14 protein-coding genes are annotated in these 15,078 nt (G+C 60.1%); 4 read left to right on the plus strand and 10 right to left on the minus strand.

Going from position 1 to position 15,078, the window contains the following annotated elements:
* Positions 1-155: 155 nt before the first annotated feature.
* Together K225_RS0111045 and mnmH are read right to left on the minus strand one after the other, a co-directional pair.
* On the minus strand, positions 156-1,358 hold the full coding sequence (locus K225_RS0111045; RefSeq protein ID WP_026436469.1) for an ammonium transporter: 1,203 nt from the start codon (positions 1,356-1,358) through the stop codon (positions 156-158).
* 249 nt (positions 1,359-1,607) lie between these two features.
* A complete protein-coding gene (gene mnmH / locus K225_RS0111050) occupies positions 1,608-2,657 on the minus strand; it encodes a tRNA 2-selenouridine(34) synthase MnmH (RefSeq protein ID WP_026436470.1) in 1,050 nt (349 codons plus the stop codon).
* 57 nt (positions 2,658-2,714) lie between these two features.
* Here mnmH and selD point away from each other — a divergent pair, with 57 nt between their 5' ends.
* Positions 2,715-3,779 (plus strand): selenide, water dikinase SelD, encoded by a 1,065-nt coding sequence (gene selD / locus K225_RS20715; protein WP_034712467.1) that lies wholly within the window; start codon positions 2,715-2,717, stop codon positions 3,777-3,779.
* A 35-nt stretch (positions 3,780-3,814) separates the two neighbouring features.
* On the opposite strand, the gene ribD is transcribed toward selD, so the two are convergent.
* From ribD to K225_RS22575, 8 genes are all read right to left on the minus strand, one after another.
* On the minus strand, positions 3,815-4,921 hold the full coding sequence (ribD, locus tag K225_RS0111060; protein ID WP_026436471.1) for a bifunctional diaminohydroxyphosphoribosylaminopyrimidine deaminase/5-amino-6-(5-phosphoribosylamino)uracil reductase RibD: 1,107 nt from the start codon (positions 4,919-4,921) through the stop codon (positions 3,815-3,817).
* A 124-nt stretch (positions 4,922-5,045) separates the two neighbouring features.
* Positions 5,046-6,629 (minus strand): hypothetical protein, encoded by a 1,584-nt coding sequence (locus K225_RS22175; RefSeq protein ID WP_155885253.1) that lies wholly within the window; start codon positions 6,627-6,629, stop codon positions 5,046-5,048.
* On the minus strand, positions 6,629-7,969 hold the full coding sequence (locus K225_RS21675; protein WP_081679658.1) for a pilus assembly PilX N-terminal domain-containing protein: 1,341 nt from the start codon (positions 7,967-7,969) through the stop codon (positions 6,629-6,631). The genes K225_RS22175 and K225_RS21675 overlap by 1 nt, the downstream gene beginning before the upstream one ends.
* A complete protein-coding gene (locus K225_RS21680; RefSeq protein ID WP_162143892.1) occupies positions 7,969-8,685 on the minus strand; it encodes a prepilin-type N-terminal cleavage/methylation domain-containing protein in 717 nt (238 codons plus the stop codon). Before K225_RS21680 ends, K225_RS21675 begins: the two co-directional genes overlap by 1 nt.
* The gene (locus K225_RS21685; RefSeq protein ID WP_081679660.1) at positions 8,679-9,197 is read right to left on the minus strand and encodes a GspH/FimT family pseudopilin; all 519 of its coding nucleotides are present in this window, start codon (positions 9,195-9,197) and stop codon (positions 8,679-8,681) included. Before K225_RS21685 ends, K225_RS21680 begins: the two co-directional genes overlap by 7 nt.
* Positions 9,194-9,679 carry a type IV pilin protein gene (locus K225_RS21690; protein ID WP_081679661.1) on the minus strand — a complete coding sequence of 162 codons (486 nt, stop codon included), beginning with the start codon at positions 9,677-9,679 and terminating at the stop codon, positions 9,194-9,196. The genes K225_RS21685 and K225_RS21690 overlap by 4 nt, the downstream gene beginning before the upstream one ends.
* Before the next feature lie 112 nt (positions 9,680-9,791).
* On the minus strand, positions 9,792-10,574 hold the full coding sequence (locus K225_RS0111070; RefSeq protein ID WP_081679662.1) for a GspH/FimT family pseudopilin: 783 nt from the start codon (positions 10,572-10,574) through the stop codon (positions 9,792-9,794).
* Positions 10,575-10,634: 60 nt separating this feature from the next.
* Positions 10,635-10,925, minus strand: a complete 291-nt coding sequence (locus K225_RS22575) for a hypothetical protein (RefSeq protein WP_026436473.1) — start codon at positions 10,923-10,925, stop codon at positions 10,635-10,637.
* Positions 10,926-11,013: 88 nt separating this feature from the next.
* On the opposite strand from K225_RS22575, the gene K225_RS0111080 reads away from it, so the two are divergent.
* The 3 genes from K225_RS0111080 (at position 11,014) to pnp (ending at position 15,034) form a co-directional block, all read left to right on the plus strand.
* A complete protein-coding gene (locus tag K225_RS0111080) occupies positions 11,014-12,171 on the plus strand; it encodes a pyridoxal phosphate-dependent aminotransferase (RefSeq protein ID WP_026436474.1) in 1,158 nt (385 codons plus the stop codon).
* A 112-nt stretch (positions 12,172-12,283) separates the two neighbouring features.
* Positions 12,284-12,550: a 30S ribosomal protein S15 gene (gene rpsO, locus K225_RS0111085; RefSeq protein ID WP_034712472.1), complete on the plus strand. Its 267-nt coding sequence runs from the start codon at positions 12,284-12,286 to the stop codon at positions 12,548-12,550.
* A gap of 207 nt (positions 12,551-12,757) precedes the next feature.
* Entirely contained in the window at positions 12,758-15,034 is a 2,277-nt protein-coding gene (pnp, locus tag K225_RS0111090) for a polyribonucleotide nucleotidyltransferase (RefSeq protein ID WP_026436476.1), read from the plus strand.
* The last annotated feature ends 44 nt before the right edge of the window (positions 15,035-15,078 follow it).

The following is a 15,078-nucleotide window of genomic DNA, read 5'->3' on the forward strand; positions in this document are numbered from 1 at the left end:
CGTAGCGGCGTGAATCGGTGGCGGGCACTCCCAGCGGGGTGCGCCCCAGCGTAGCGGGCCGCGCGCCAGGTGGATGTCAGACGTGGCGCCGTCGTTTCAATACACCAAACCCAGCTCTCGGGGCACGGCGCATCCGGGCCCTGGGGGCTGCAGGCTTACCAGCTCACTTCGCGGTCCGGCGTTGCGCTGATCTTGTGGATCGACAGATCGGCACCGTCGAATTCCTCTTCCTGTGACAAACGCAGGCCCAGCGTGGCCTTGAGCACGCCATACACCAGTGCACCGCCCAGCAGCGCCCACACCACGCCCATGGCCGTTCCCAGGAGTTGCGCCCACAGGCTGACACCGCCCAGCCCACCCAAGGCCTTGCTGCCGAAAATGCCTGCGGCAATGCCGCCCCAGGTGCCGCACAGCCCGTGCAGGGGCCATACGCCCAGCACATCGTCGATCTTCCAGCGGTTCTGGGTGAGGGTGAACATCACCACAAAGATGCTGCCGGCCACGCCGCCCACCACCAGCGCACCCAGCGGGTGCATCAGGTCAGAACCCGCGCAAACAGCCACCAGGCCGGCCAGCGGGCCGTTATGCACAAAGCCGGGGTCGTTCTTGCCCAGTACCAGCGCGGCCAGTGTGCCGCCCACCATGGCCATCAGCGAGTTGACCGCTACCAGCCCCGACAGCTTGTCCAGCGTTTGCGCGCTCATCACATTGAAGCCAAACCAGCCCACCATCAGCACCCACGCACCCAACGCCAGAAAAGGGATATTGGAGGGCGGATGGGCCGAGATGGCGCCATCCTTGCGGTAGCGGTTGGCGCGTGACCCCAGCAGCAGAACGGCGGGCAGGGCAATCCAGCCGCCCACGGCGTGCACCACCACCGAGCCGGCAAAATCATGGAAGGTGGCGCCGGTCAGGGCGGCAATGCCAGCCTGGATGCCGAAATGCTCGTTCCAGGCGATACCTTCAAAAAATGGGTACACAAAGCCAACGATGGCGGCGGTTGCCAGCAGTTGGGGCCAGAACTTGGCGCGTTCCGCAATGCCGCCCGACACAATGGCCGGAATCGCCGCCGCGAAGGTGAGCAGGAAAAAGAACTTCACCAGGGCAAAGCCGTTTTGCTGGGCCAGTGTCTCCGCGCCCACCAAGAAATGCGTGCCATAGGCCACGCCGTAGCCCACCAAAAAATACACCACCGTGGACACCGAAAAATCCACCAGGATCTTGACCAGGGCATTTACCTGGTTCTTTTTGCGCACAGTGCCCAGCTCCAGAAACGCAAAACCGGCGTGCATGGCCAGCACCATGATGGCGCCCAGCAATATGAACAAGGCATCGCCGCCCTGTTGGTGTGCATTCATAACTTCCTCGTGCTTTGAATTGATCAGTTCTGGTGCAATCTGGACGCAGGCGCCAGACTTGCACCAAAATTAAGCAATAAACGCGCCAAAAAAGCCATAGAGGTGCACCGCCAGTTCGCCCCATCATGGGGCGTTGCCTTGAGGCAAGTGCAAAAACAATGAGGAAAGATGGCTCTGGCGCTTTGCTGACAAGCGCGAAAAGCGATTTTTTGATGGCCAGTGGGGGAGCACAGCCCGGTGCCGGGGAAGTCAACCGAGCGCCAGCAGTTGCTCGGCCAGGGCATCAATGCCGGCCGCAGAAAGATCGTCGCTGGCCAGGCTGAGCCGCGTGGCCCACTGGTGCAGGTGCGTGCTTTGCGAGCGGGCATAAAGCGGGTCGTAGTGCAAGGCCACCAGCTCGGCAAACAGCGGCGCCAGCGCACCTGCTGCGGCCCAGTCCTGCCAGCGTGCAATCACCTGCTTGCCGTGCAGTTCCTTGAGCACACCCAGCTGGCGGGCCAGCAGGGCCGGGTCGTCGCCCAGGTTGGCGTAGTCGCGCAGCAAGAAATCCAGCCGCGCCGGCACGCTGGCGGCGATTTCGGTGCAGGGGCTGGCGCGCAGCCGCTGCACTAGGGGCTGGGGCACCGCCAGGCGGCCAATCTTGCTGCTCTCGGCTTCGACATAGATGGTGCGCTGCAGATCCAGGGGCTCCAGTGCATGCAGCAGGGTGGTCTCGAAGGCGGTTTGCGAGGGCTGCTCCACCCCCGGCCAGGCACCCAGCACCGATCCCCGGTGGCGGGCGCAGGCCTCCAGGTCGAGCACCTGCGCGCCGCGCGCGGCCAGGGCCTGCAGCACGCGCGTCTTGGCGCTGCCGGTGGGGCCGCAGATCACGCGCAGGGGCAGCTGCGGCGCCAGCTCGGCCAGCCGGTCTATCACATGGCGGCGCCAGGCCTTGTAGCCACCGGCCAGCTGCTGGGCGTCCCAGCCCACCAGGCGCAGCCAGGTCACCATCGAGCCGCTGCGCATGCCGCCGCGCCAGCAGTACACCAGGGGCTTCCAGCTGGCGGGCTGGTCGGCAAACTGCGTGCGCAAATGCCGCGCCAGGTTGGCTGCCACCATGGCGCCACCCACGCGCCGTGCCTCAAAGGCACCTTGCTGCTTGTAGAGGGTGCCGACGATGCGGCGCTCGTCATCGTCGAGCACCGGGCAGTTGATGGCGCCGGGAATATGGTCGAGCGCGTATTCGGCGGGCGAGCGCGCATCGATCAGGGTGTGAAAAGCATGGCGGTCCGCCACGCGCACGGGGCCGCGGTGGCTCATGGCGCCAAGCCCTTGCCCCGCGCGGGCCGGCGGCCGGCTGGCACAATCGCGCGCACCATGACTGTTGATTCAAAACCCATTCGTCTTACCCAGTTCTCGCACGGCGGCGGTTGCGGTTGCAAGATAGCGCCGGGCCTGCTGCAGGAGATTTTGGCACGCGCACCGCAGGGCATCGTGCCGCCCGAGCTGCTGGTGGGCACCGAAACCAGCGACGATGCGGCCGTCTATCGCCTCAACGACAGCCAGGCGCTGGTGGCCACCACCGATTTTTTCACCCCCATCGTTGACGACCCCTATGACTTTGGCCGCATTGCCGCCACCAATGCGCTGTCCGACATCTACGCCATGGGCGGCACGCCCATCATGGCGCTGGCCCTGGTGGGCATGCCCATCGCCCAGCTGCCGCCCGAGGTGATCGGTCGCGTGCTGGAAGGCGGCGCCGCCGTGTGCCGCGATGCCGGCATCCCCATCGCGGGCGGGCATTCGATCGACGTGCTCGAACCCATCTATGGCCTGGTGGGCCTGGGGCTGGTGCACCCGCAGCGCGTGCGCCGCAATGCCGACGCGCAGGCGGGCGATGTGCTGGTGCTGGGCAAGCCGCTGGGGGTGGGCATTCTCTCGGCGGCACTAAAGAAAGGCCTGCTGGATGCAGCTGGCTACGCCGACATGTTGCGCTACACCACACAGCTCAACCGGGTGGGCATTGCCCTGGGTGCGCTGGATGGCGTGCACGCCATGACCGATGTCACCGGCTTCGGCCTGGCAGGCCACCTGCTGGAGGTGTGCCGGGGCTCGGGGCTTTCAGCCCAGGTGGAGCTGGCCCGGGTGCCGATCATTGCGGCCGCGGCGCGGTTTGCGGCCGACGGCGTGGTCACGGGGGCCTCGGCACGCAACGGGGCCGCGTATGGTGCCGATGTGGCCTGGGCCCCCGGCGTGCCCGAATGGCAGCGCCACCTGCTGACCGACCCCCAGACCAGCGGTGGCCTGCTGGTGAGCTGCAGCCCTGATGCACTGGCGCGCGTGCTCGACACTTTTCACCAGGCCGGCTTCGCAGCGGCTGCCGCCATCGGTGGCATGCAGGTGCGGGCGCCGGGGCAGGGCAGCCAGCTGGTTTGCCGGTGAAAAAGGCCGGCCCCACAGGCCCTGCGCCATTGCGCTCAAAAAGCGTCGCGCCCGCGCACTCTTGCCACGAGGCGGATGTCTGGCCCTACCCGGTCTACCGAAGTGAAGTCCATGGCCAGGCCTTGCGCCAAGGTATCGAACGGACCGACATGGGCCATGCCCAGGCCTGGCCCCAGCAAGGTAGGCGCCAGGTACACCAGCATCTCGTCCACCAGCCCTTCGCGCACGAATGAGCCATTGAGCTTGTTGCCGGCTTCCACATGAAGCTCGTTCACGCTGCGCTGGGCCAGGTCGCGCAGCATGGCGGGCAAGCTCACTTTGCCCTGTGGGTTGGGTAAATAAACCACCGTGGCGCCACGCGCTTCCAGTGCGGCCTTTTTGCCATCATTCTGGGTGGCTGCGTAGATCATGCAAGTGCGGCCGGCCATGAAAAGGCGCGCATCCGGCGGGGTTTGCAATTGGCTGTCCACCACCACCACATGCGGCTGGCGTGGGGTTGGGACCTCGCGCACATCCAGGCGCGGGTTGTCGTCCAGCACCGTGCCAATGCCGGTGAGCACCGCGCAGGCCCGCGCGCGCCAGGCATGGCCATCGGCGCGCGCAGCGGGTGAGGTGATCCACTGGCTGGTGCCGTTGTGCAATGCCGTGGTGCCGTCGAGTGACGCCGCCGCCTTGAGGCGCACCCAGGGTATGCCCCGCACCATGCGGCTGAAAAAGCCGATGTTGAGTTCGCGCGACTCGGCTGCACCCGGCCCCACCTCCACCGCCACGCCCGCAGCGCGCAGCCGCGCAAAGCCCTGGCCGGCCACCAGGGGGTTGGGGTCGGCAATGGATGCCACCACCTTGCCAATGCCCGCCGCCACCAGCGCGTCGCAGCAAGGTCCCGTGCGGCCCTGGTGGGCGCAAGGTTCCAGCGTGACGTAGGCCGTAGCGCCCCGCACATCCTGCCCGGCAGCCGCCGCGTCGCGCAGTGCCACCACTTCAGCGTGCGGGCCACCGGCCTGCTGGGTGAAACCCTGGCCAATCACCCGGCCATCGGGCGCCACCAGCACGCAGCCCACGCGGGGGTTGGGGTTGGAAAGAAAAAGCGCCTGGGCGGCGAGCCCAAGCGCTTGGGAGGTGAAGTGCGCTGGTGTGATCATTGCGCGGTGATGGTAATGCAGGCGCTATGGGCCTTGGCATTTTGTAACGATGATTTTTGTGTTGCGTGCGCCACGCAGGGTCAAATCTGGGGTGCGCACGCAATCAGCTGCTCGCTTTTGATAATTAAGGTTGGTGCAATACGGTCGTGGTGTCTGTATAAACCTCACTGCCAGTGCCATTCACCTCGACAGCGGAACCCGATGGGCAATTTTGATTTCCAGCAATCACCAGAAAATTCTGATTACTGAGAGATCTTTGCACATTGAGGTAGGCATAGGGATGCTCCTCGTTGTCAATTTTATCGACACTCTCAGTGGTTGCTGTGTCAGGTAATGGTGTTGCTGGCGTCCAAACATAGCCGTTAAGGTTGTAGTCTGCGCTGAATCGGCATACCTTGTAAGTAGTGCCTATAGAGGCGCTGGCAGCTGTGTCTGTACCTGTGACGATCAACTTGGTTAAGCCGGTCCATGCATTTGCTGTTAATGGATTGTTGTCCAAGTCAATAGGATAAATAATACAAGAGTAACCAATAAAGCGCTCGTTCTGATCGACGATATTTGAAATGGCGGTTTGCGGGTATGTAGTGTGTTCGGCAATGGCTGCTGGTGTTAATTCAGTTCCCACCGGCACGGTTAAATAGACCTTGGTGCTCGTCGAGGAGGTTGTAGCGCCATCATTGGTGAAGCTGTAGTTGACCGATGCCGTGAATGATATGGTTTTTAATGGTTCGGCAAAACAGGTGGGTAGGGTCGAGTATTTATTTTTAGAAATGTTGCTCGTCCAGGCAGGTGAAGTTTTTGCTAAAAGGGACAGCAAACCTTGTTTTCCGGTCGCTGGCGCAACATCATTCATGGTCATGCCAACCTCCCAAGTAGTTTTGGTTGGTACGGGATCATTGGCACTCACTGGATCGAAATTGGTGTTGAAACTTCCATCCTTAAAACGTATATAACCGCTTAACAAGTAGCCGGTTTGGGAGTCGCAACTGGCGACATCTGAAAGTGTGATTTGTGCGGTCCGTGTTGTTGATGTTATTCTGTTGCATATTTTTTTGATCAATCCGGTAGTGTTGTCAAAAACAATGGCGGTAGCACCGTCCGAGCGGGGTTTGAAAACGCTGGTGCCATCGCCAAGATTTTTCGATGGAATGGGGATGCTCACGTTACGACCCAAGGTGTCGCGCACATTGGAACCGTTGGGGACAAGCGATAGCGATACCGCGGTGGACGGATCAACTCCATTCATCACGCTTCTAAAAACAATAGCTTGATTTTCACCGCTGCGGTCCAGCCAAGTGACCCGTACCTGAACTTCCTTGTATTTGCCGGCGGACGGGTCTGAAGCAGGGACGCTGCGCTGTAGAGCGTAAGTCGTATTGGAGGTGTATGGATTGCTGGCCGTACCGGTTGTTACAGGGGCAGCGCTTGTGTCATTTTTAATGATATTTGTCCAGAACAATGCATCAGAACTTGTTCCTATGGTCCTGTAAACGCGCATTTCTTCCATCTGGGCCTGCGCCAGCCTGGCTGCCTCGCTGCGTTGCTTGGCGACGTCGGCATTGCGGTTCAGGAATAAATGCATTCCTACCAAGCCGAGTGCGCCAAGAGAAACTATCAGCAACGCCACCATGGCTTCAATCAGTGCGATACCGCGCTGTTGGGTGGTGATGCCATGCTTGCCATGGCTGCTTTTATTTATTCTAATCATTAAAAATCCCTCCAGCTGCCAGGTACTTGCGCAAATGATTTTGCACTTGATCGAATTTTTCTCATGACTTCTGGGTCATAGTAATAATTCGGGGTGCCGTTGCCGGTGTAGTCGCCTTCGGAAATGATGGCGCCGCGAAACAATGCGCTGCCACCGCCAGTGGAGTTCCAGGTGGCAGCGGTGGAGTAGATTACGGCGGAAATTTGAGGGCCACCACTGATATTGACCGCACCGTCAACGACCATGACAAAAGGATCTGTGGATGTTCCGATTGTAGAGTTCGCATTGATGGTCATTGAGCCTGGTACCCAGATTTGCCTTTCGCCTGCATTGTAGGCGGCAATTAAATCAGTATCAGTGCATGCGGTACACGGTAATACGTAGCTTAAGCTCTTGTATGCGTCTTTGCTCATGCCAAAAAATGAGGAGAATAAGTTGTCCTCCGTTTTATCCCGCAAAGAAGCATCATTCCCTACCAGCGTCGCTTTGGGCGGTGTGCCCGGTACGGTGGTAATTATCGCGCTTGCGGCGTCTATGGTGCCGCCAGAATTGATCGTGACGCCGTTGGTGTTAGGGTCTGGATTGCTGACGCCTAGGGCGGCGTTTCCAATGCTGACATTGCCTCGTGCGGTAAGTGGTGAGGCTGGCGGAGTCGCTAATCCAGAGATTTGGCCCAAGGTTGCTCTGACGGTTGCACTGGCGTCGCCGCCAGCGCATGCTGCAGCGCCAGATGGTAACGTGCAGCCTTGAGAAATAATGTTCACCGTTCCTGTTCTTGTGTTGCTTTCGAAAGAAATATCAAACCGTAGGTTATATCCTGAGCCTGCTGTGGGTACGGAGGGGTTGGGTGTGTTCGGCGTATTTGTAGGAGGAAGTATGGGTGGGTTGGGGTAGGGGCCTGCCCGTACAGGGCAACTGCAATTCATGCTGCCGCCTGCTTGGTTGTAAATGCAAGCAGCTATGGGTGCTGGTGGAGTGACAGAGTTAACGTATGTAAACTCTATAGTGGTATCTGGTTGGATATTAAGATAACGATTTTTAAATCTTTCATTACCCGGTGTTGTGGTCTCCGTACAGGCTGTAGTAATATATTTTTGCTCGTTGAGCATTGCCTGAGCCCATGCAAGACCCGCTTCAGCAGCTTCGAAGGCCAGCGTGGCACGGTACTGATTGGCCGATGTTTTTTGCTCAAAAATTATGGTTCGATTGGCAAAAGCGACCACGATGGCCATGATCAGAAGAAGTAATGCAACCACGACAACAGATGCTGCTCCGCGTTCATATCTGTGCTGATTTTTTCCAGGCATGCAAAGAATCTGCCTGTTGGTGTGATTATTCATTAACTGCAACTCCCGCTGACTGCATCATTTCGAACTCTTGCCTTGGTTCTTACGCCGCGAACCAACGTAGGGTCTGATGGTGGATGCCCACGCAATTCCACTTCAAATTGGCGAACAACCACTTGAGGTGGGTTGGGAACTGAGGCTGCTGCACAATTGCCAGGTAGGGATATTTGCAAAGGTGAAGCAATCAGGTTGAATTGGGTAATTTTGACGGTGTTGGGATCGCTGAGCGCTTGCGGGGTATTGCCTGCAACAAACGCATACAAAACACCCGTCGTTGCATCTAGCTTAAAGCCATACATTCCCGCATCTATGTAATAACACATGGCGGTAAGCGCAGTACCAGATGCTGGCGAACTGACTGGGGTTGGCAGAGTTGAAGTATCGCAACTGCCAGGAATAAGATTTTGATTGGGATTTTGAGGTAAGGACGCAGCAGCCACCGGGCTGCCTGCACTAGGTGGTACATAAACACCATCTGCGGCACTTGCCCAGTATCCTGCGCGGCGGATGTCTCTTGCGACCAGATCAGAGCTGGTACGCAAGTCTTGAACCAATCGGGTTTCCATCATCAGGTCGCGATTATTTTTTGTCATAGTTGACATGAGCACCAAAGCGCCGGTCACTACAAATAATCCCAGCGTGATGCCTACCATGCTCTCTACCAGACTAAACCCTTTCTGTCTGGAGCGTTTCAGCGGGTTTTTTAGCATGGTTTGAATCCTGTGATGGTTGCACTTGGGCTGCATATTTCTGCTCGACCCATTGTGTTTACCACTATTTTTAATGAGCGCGTGCTTGCGTTGGTATTGGATATGACAAGATCCGTGCCGGTAATGGTCGCAGTGGTTCTGACAGGTTCAAACTTTATTCCCAAATAGGTGGTGCCTGAAGAAGGGGAGAAAGAATTGTTGCTGGCCGAAATGTTGTTGACGGTCTTAATCATTGCCCCTGTCGTTGTGGTGCATGTAGTCAACTGAGTTATGGTGTAGCCTTGTGCACTGAAATCAACGGCAATACATTGATTTTTCTGTACGGACTCCATTTTTGCAAAAGATAGGTCTGTCATTATTTCATTTGCCAAACCTTTGATTCTTTGCGTGGCTATCATGGTGGTAAATGATGGTGCTGCAAGAGACGCAATGATCGCAATCAGTGCCACAGATATCAACAACTCAATGAGTGTGAATCCCTTGGCGTTGGGATTTTTAATAGGGCGCTTCATTGGTTCCAGCAGGTTTTTACTGTACCTGTCCCAGTTTTTCCGTAGGTAATAGTGCCATTTGCCAAAGTCGCAGTTAGCGTGGTGCACTTGGCATCACTGGCTTGGGCGCCTATAGCCGTTGCTGTAACGGTGTATCCGGTGGCCGACTGGCCGCTGATCCCAATTGAATAGTAGCCGGAGGGGAGGTTGTAGCTTGACGCTACGGTGGCGTCAGATACCAACTTCAAGCCCGTGGGCGAAGAGCTAACGTCGGCGCTATAACTGGCGTTAGTAGCGCGCCATCTTTCTTGAGCCTGCTGGACTTTGGAAATAGCTGCCATGGCATCCGACCTGCGGCTTTTTCTGACATATTCGGCGTACGAAGGGTAAGCGACGGCTGCAAGAATGCCCACAACCGCCACGACGATCATCAGTTCGATCAGCGTGAACCCATTGGGCTTGGGGGATTGGCGACGTACCTGTGGTGCGATAGAGGTTTTCATGCCCCCATTTTGCCGCGTAAGGTTTCGAAAAAGATGTTTCGAATGTGCCGTTGGTCGATTGTGCCGGGCCGCCTATCGGGTTTCCTGGTTGGCTGACGGGTGGCCGCTGGCTTCAGCAAGTGGCGTAGCCGCTGACGCTGCCTTGGGGCGAGCAGGTTCTGGTACGCCCCATGATGTTGACCACATGCCGGATGGTTTTGCCGCTGTCGGCGATCAGGTTGACCGATCCTGCTGGGGTTGTAGTGCCGCGAACCGGGTCGAACAGCATGGTGGTGACATTGGCCTGCAGGCGCACGCCCTCCCTGGAAGCCAGGCCCACGCTTTTCACGGGCGAGTTGGCGGGGTCGGTGCATTGCGCGGCCCCGGCGCTGGTGCAGGTGCAGTTGCCGGTGTTGCCGCTGTGCAATAAATAACAAGTGCCTGCCGCGTCAGACCCAAAGCGCAGGTGCATTTGCCGGTTTTTGGTCACGGCCTCGCTGCGGATGTACTGGATGTCTGTGGCCAGCTCCGCTGCGTGGCCTTCCAGGCGGCGCAATTCCTGTAGCCCCTGAAATGCCGGAACGGCCAGCCCCATGAGGATGGCCGCGATGCTGAGCACGATCAGCGCCTCTACCAGGCTGAAGCCCTGGAGCCGGCGGGTTTGGGCACTTGCCGCCAGTGCGGGGCGGCGGGTGGTTTGGCGGTTCAACGGCATGGCGGCGACTTCCTGTATGGGGGGTGTTGCGAGGCCTGCAGCGCATGCTATGGATTTACGGTGTCTTTGGCTACCGTGGTGCTGTGGTTGGACGAATGGCAGTTGAGCGTTTAAATTCGGTCCTTTGAAATCCCGAATGGCGTTCGGGCTGAGCGGGTCAACGCCCTTCGACGCGTTGGGCGCGAACGGTTCCAGCATCATCGGGCCGGATCAGCAGGGGCGCTGGTCTCGTTGGCGCCCTGGTCTTCCCTGGTGGTCTTGTTAGCGTCTTGTGTATCCCAGGCATGCTCCCGCATTGGGCCGGCCCTGGCATTCACGGTACAGGCGCCGGTCGCGCTCGGCGGTGCTTTCTTCCGACGCGCTGCGCTGGTGCTTCACCTTCACTGAACCCTTCTTTTTGACGGATTCGCTGGCGACTGTTGCTGCGGCGTTCTTTGGGGACGCTGCCTGCGCGCCAAAGGAGGGGGCCATCAGGCCCAGTGCCATGCAGGCGCACAGGAGTGCGCTCTCCCAGGGGCTTGGCGGGACTTGGTTGCAATGGTTGAGGGACATGCATGCTCCATGGCTGTGGATGGGGTGGGTGGTTCGTGGCCGGCATCCCGTACGATGCGGCTTTGACATTCTCCACGTCCATCCTGCCATGCGCCACGCCCTGCTGAACCTCGAAGAATCCCGTATCCGTGAAGTTGCCAACGCTGGCATGGGGCGCAGCGATGTGCTGGCCTTCTGGTTTGGCGAGAGTGACGAGGGTACGCCCGATGTGGTGCGCCAGGCAGCCATCGATTCGCTGCAGCGGGGGGAAACGTTTTATGCCCACAACCTGGGCTTGCCAGAGTTGCGCGCCGAAGTGGCGGCCTATACCAGCCGGCTGCACCGGCCGGTGGGTGCCGACCGCATTGCCATCACGTCGGGTGGCGTCAATGCGCTGATGCTGGCGGTGCAGGCGTTGGTGGACGCCGGCGATGAGGTGGTTGCGGTCACACCTGTGTGGCCCAATCTCACGGCGCAGCCCTTGATCATGGGGGCGGATTTGCGCTGTGTTTCACTGCGCCCCGAGCCGGGTGGTGCCTGGGCGCTGGACATGGCGGAGTTGCTGGCTGCCATCACGCCGGCCACGAAATTGCTGGTGGTGAACGCGCCCAACAACCCCACGGGCTGGACCCTGACGGCGCAGGAGCAGCAAAGCATTTTGGCGCATTGCCGCACCACGGGCACCTGGATCCTGGCCGACGAGGTGTATGAACGCCTGTATTACGAGCCCACGGCCAACGGCTGTGCACCCAGTTTCCTGGACCTGGCCGAGCCCGAGGACCGCCTGGTGGTGGTGCACAGTTTTTCCAAGAGTTTTTTGATGACGGGCTGGCGCCTGGGCTGGCTGGTGATGCCGCCCTCCATGACGCACCACATGGGCAAGCTGGTCGAGTTCAATACCTCGTGTGCCAGCGTGTTCACCCAGCGGGCTGGTATTGCGGCGCTGCAGCATGCGGACGCGATCACGCCGCGCGTGGTGGCGCACCTGAAGCAGTGCCGTGACACCCTGGTGCCGCTTTTGCAGGCCCTGCCCGGCGTGGAGGTGGCCAGCGCACGCGGTGGGATGTATGCATTCTTTCGCCTGCCAGGGCATGGCGACTCGCTGGCCACGGCCAAGCGCCTGGTGGCCGAGGCGGGGCTGGGCCTGGCGCCCGGCAATGCCTTTGGCGAGGAGGCCCAGGGCTGGCTGCGCTGGTGTTTTGCCTCCAAGGACCCGCAGCGCCTGGTGCAGGGGGTGGAGCGGCTCAAAAACTGGCTCGGGTTATAATCCGCAGGTTTTGCACGGTGCAAGACGCACGCCCATGGCCGTTCCAGCCGCAGGCGCAAGTAAAAACTATTGGCCTGTGGCTTTGCTGCAGGTCTTCATCAAGGAAAAATCAATGATCGCATCTTCTATCAAGGCCGAAGTCGTCAAGGCCAATGCACGCGCTGCCAACGACACGGGCAGCCCAGAAGTGCAGGTGGCCCTGCTCACCGCCCGCATCAACGAACTGATGCCTCACTTCAAGACGCATGCCAAGGACCACCATGGTCGTCGTGGCCTGCTGCGCATGGTGAGCCGTCGTCGCAAGCTGCTGGATTACCTCAAGGCCAAGGACGCCGACCGCTACACCGCGCTGATCGCCAAGCTGGGTCTGCGCAAGTAATCTGATTTGCATGCCAAAACGCCTGGGTTAGTCCGCTAGCTCAGGCGTTTTTTACTTCGGAGCCGCAAAACAGAGCGAAGCTGTGTCATTCCAATGGCCTTGCCCCACGCGGGTGGCAGGCAGGTTCACTGGAATGGCATCGTGTTCTGAATTGCTCTCCAAGCCAATCTGGCAGATCGCTGCCAGCTATTAAAACAGGAGCTGAACATGAGCATTTTCAACAAGGTCACCAAGTCTTTCCAATGGGGTGACAAGACCGTCATCATGGAAACGGGCGAAATCGCCCGCCAGGCCGGCGGCGCCGTGCTGGTGAACATCGACGACACCGTGGTACTGGCCACTGTGGTGGCTTCCAAGGTGGCCAAGGCGGGGCAGGACTTTTTCCCGCTGACGGTGGACTACATCGAGAAGACCTACGCCGCTGGCAAGATCCCCGGCAGCTTCTTCAAGCGCGAAGCCAAACCCAGCGAGCACGAGACCCTGACCAGCCGCCTGATCGACCGCCCGATCCGCCCGCTGTTCCCCGAAGGTTTCTACAACGATGTGCATGTGGTCATCCACACGGTGTCGCTGAACCCCGAGGTGGACGCCGACATTGCCGCCCTGATTGCCACCAGCGCCGCGCTGGCCATTTCGGGCATCCCCTTCAATGGCCCGATCGGCGCTGCGCGCGTGGGTTACATCAACGGTGAATACGTGCTCAACCCCGGCCAGACGGCGCGCAAGAGCTCGCAGATGGACCTGGTCGTGGCCGGCACCGAGGCGGCCGTGCTGATGGTCGAGTCCGAGGCGCAGCAACTGTCCGAAGAAGTCATGCTGGGTGCCGTGGTGTTCGGTCACCAGCAAGGCAATGTGGCCATCAACGCCATCCACGAGCTGGTGCGCGAGGCCGGCAAGCCCGTGTGGGACTGGAAAGCCCCCGCCAAGGACGAATCGCTCATCGCCAAGGTGACCGAGCTGGCCGAAGGCAAGCTGCGCGCTGCCTACCAGATCCGCAACAAGCAGGCCCGTACGCACGCCTGCCGCGAGGCCTATGCCGTGGTCATGGCCGACCTGAAGGAAGCCGGTGTCGTGTTCGACAGCGTCAAGGTCGAAGGCATGCTGTTCGACATCGAAGCGCGCATCGTGCGCAGCCAGATCCTGGCGGGAGAACCCCGCATCGATGGCCGCGACACGCGCACCGTGCGCCCCATCGAAATCCGCAGCAGCGTGCTGCCCCGCGCCCACGGTTCCAGCCTGTTCACGCGTGGCGAGACCCAGGCGCTGGTGGTGACCACACTGGGCACCGAGCGCGATGCGCAGCGCATCGATGCGCTGGCCGGCGAGTACGAAGACCGCTTCATGATGCACTACAACATGCCTCCCTTCGCCACCGGCGAAGTGGGCCGCATGGGCAGCACCAAGCGCCGCGAAATCGGCCACGGCCGCCTGGCCAAGCGCGCGCTGGTGGCGGTGCTGCCGACGAAGGAAGAGTTCCCCTACACCATGCGCGTGGTGTCGGAAATCACCGAATCCAATGGTTCCTCGTCGATGGCTTCGGTCTGCGGTGGCTGCCTGTCGATGATGGACGCGGGCGTGCCCATGAAGGCCCATGTGGCCGGTATCGCCATGGGCCTGATCAAGGAAGACAACCGCTTTGCCGTGCTGACCGACATCCTGGGCGATGAAGATCACCTGGGCGACATGGACTTCAAGGTGGCAGGCACCACCGCCGGTATCACGGCGCTGCAGATGGACATCAAGATCCAGGGCATCACCAAGGAAATCATGCAGGTCGCGCTGGCGCAGGCCAAGGAAGCGCGCATCCACATCCTGGGCAAGATGCAGGAAGCCATGGGCGAAGCCAAGACCGAGGTGAGCAACTTCGCGCCCAAGCTCTACACCATGAAGATCAACCCCGAGAAGATCCGTGACGTTATCGGCAAGGGCGGCGCCGTGATCCGTGCGCTGACCGAAGAAACCGGCTGCCAGATCAACATCGAGGAAGACGGCACCATCACCATCGCCGCCACCGACAACGCCAAGGCCGACGAAGCCAAGCGCCGCATCGAGCAGATCACGGCCGAAGTCGAAATCGGCAAGATCTACGAAGGCCCGGTCACCAAGATCCTGGACTTCGGTGCGCTGATCAACCTGCTGCCCGGCAAGGACGGACTGCTGCACATCAGCCAGATTGCGCACGAGCGCGTCGAGCGCGTGGGCGACTACCTGACCGAAGGCCAGATCGTCAAGGTCAAGGTCATGGAAACCGACGAAAAGGGTCGCGTCAAGCTGTCCATGAAGGCACTGGCCGAGCGTCCAGCCGGTGGCAGCGATCGTCCGGCCCCGGCCGAGCGGGGTGACCGCGGTGGCGAGCGCCGCGATGGTGGTCGTGATCGCCAGCCCGCCGAGCAGCAACAGCAGCAGCAGCAGCAGCAGCAGCAGCAGCAGCAGCAGCAGCAAGCGGTGCCTTCCGAAGGCAGCGCGGGCCAGCTGAACGGTTGATTGATCTGCTATTGATATAGGAGCTTCTGGCACTTGTTGCACAA

Source organism: Acidovorax sp. JHL-9, assembly GCF_000426205.1.
Lineage (GTDB): Bacteria > Pseudomonadota > Gammaproteobacteria > Burkholderiales > Burkholderiaceae_C > Acidovorax > Acidovorax soli.

Coding starts and splice junctions, on each gene's coding strand:
- selD (WP_034712467.1), top strand. CDS start 2,715: ATGACTGTTGATTCAAAACCCATTCGTCTTACCCAGTTCTCGCACGGC.
- K225_RS21680 (WP_162143892.1), bottom strand. CDS start 8,685: ATGCTAAAAAACCCGCTGAAACGCTCCAGACAGAAAGGGTTTAGTCTG.
- pnp (WP_026436476.1), top strand. CDS start 12,758: ATGAGCATTTTCAACAAGGTCACCAAGTCTTTCCAATGGGGTGACAAG.
- K225_RS0111080 (WP_026436474.1), top strand. CDS start 11,014: ATGCGCCACGCCCTGCTGAACCTCGAAGAATCCCGTATCCGTGAAGTT.
- ribD (WP_026436471.1), bottom strand. CDS start 4,921: ATGATCACACCAGCGCACTTCACCTCCCAAGCGCTTGGGCTCGCCGCC.
- rpsO (WP_034712472.1), top strand. CDS start 12,284: ATGATCGCATCTTCTATCAAGGCCGAAGTCGTCAAGGCCAATGCACGC.
- K225_RS0111070 (WP_081679662.1), bottom strand. CDS start 10,574: ATGATGCTGGAACCGTTCGCGCCCAACGCGTCGAAGGGCGTTGACCCG.
- K225_RS21685 (WP_081679660.1), bottom strand. CDS start 9,197: ATGAAGCGCCCTATTAAAAATCCCAACGCCAAGGGATTCACACTCATT.
- K225_RS22175 (WP_155885253.1), bottom strand. CDS start 6,629: ATGATTAGAATAAATAAAAGCAGCCATGGCAAGCATGGCATCACCACC.
- K225_RS22575 (WP_026436473.1), bottom strand. CDS start 10,925: ATGTCCCTCAACCATTGCAACCAAGTCCCGCCAAGCCCCTGGGAGAGC.
- mnmH (WP_026436470.1), bottom strand. CDS start 2,657: ATGAGCCACCGCGGCCCCGTGCGCGTGGCGGACCGCCATGCTTTTCAC.
- K225_RS21690 (WP_081679661.1), bottom strand. CDS start 9,679: ATGAAAACCTCTATCGCACCACAGGTACGTCGCCAATCCCCCAAGCCC.
- K225_RS21675 (WP_081679658.1), bottom strand. CDS start 7,969: ATGAATAATCACACCAACAGGCAGATTCTTTGCATGCCTGGAAAAAAT.
- K225_RS0111045 (WP_026436469.1), bottom strand. CDS start 1,358: ATGAATGCACACCAACAGGGCGGCGATGCCTTGTTCATATTGCTGGGC.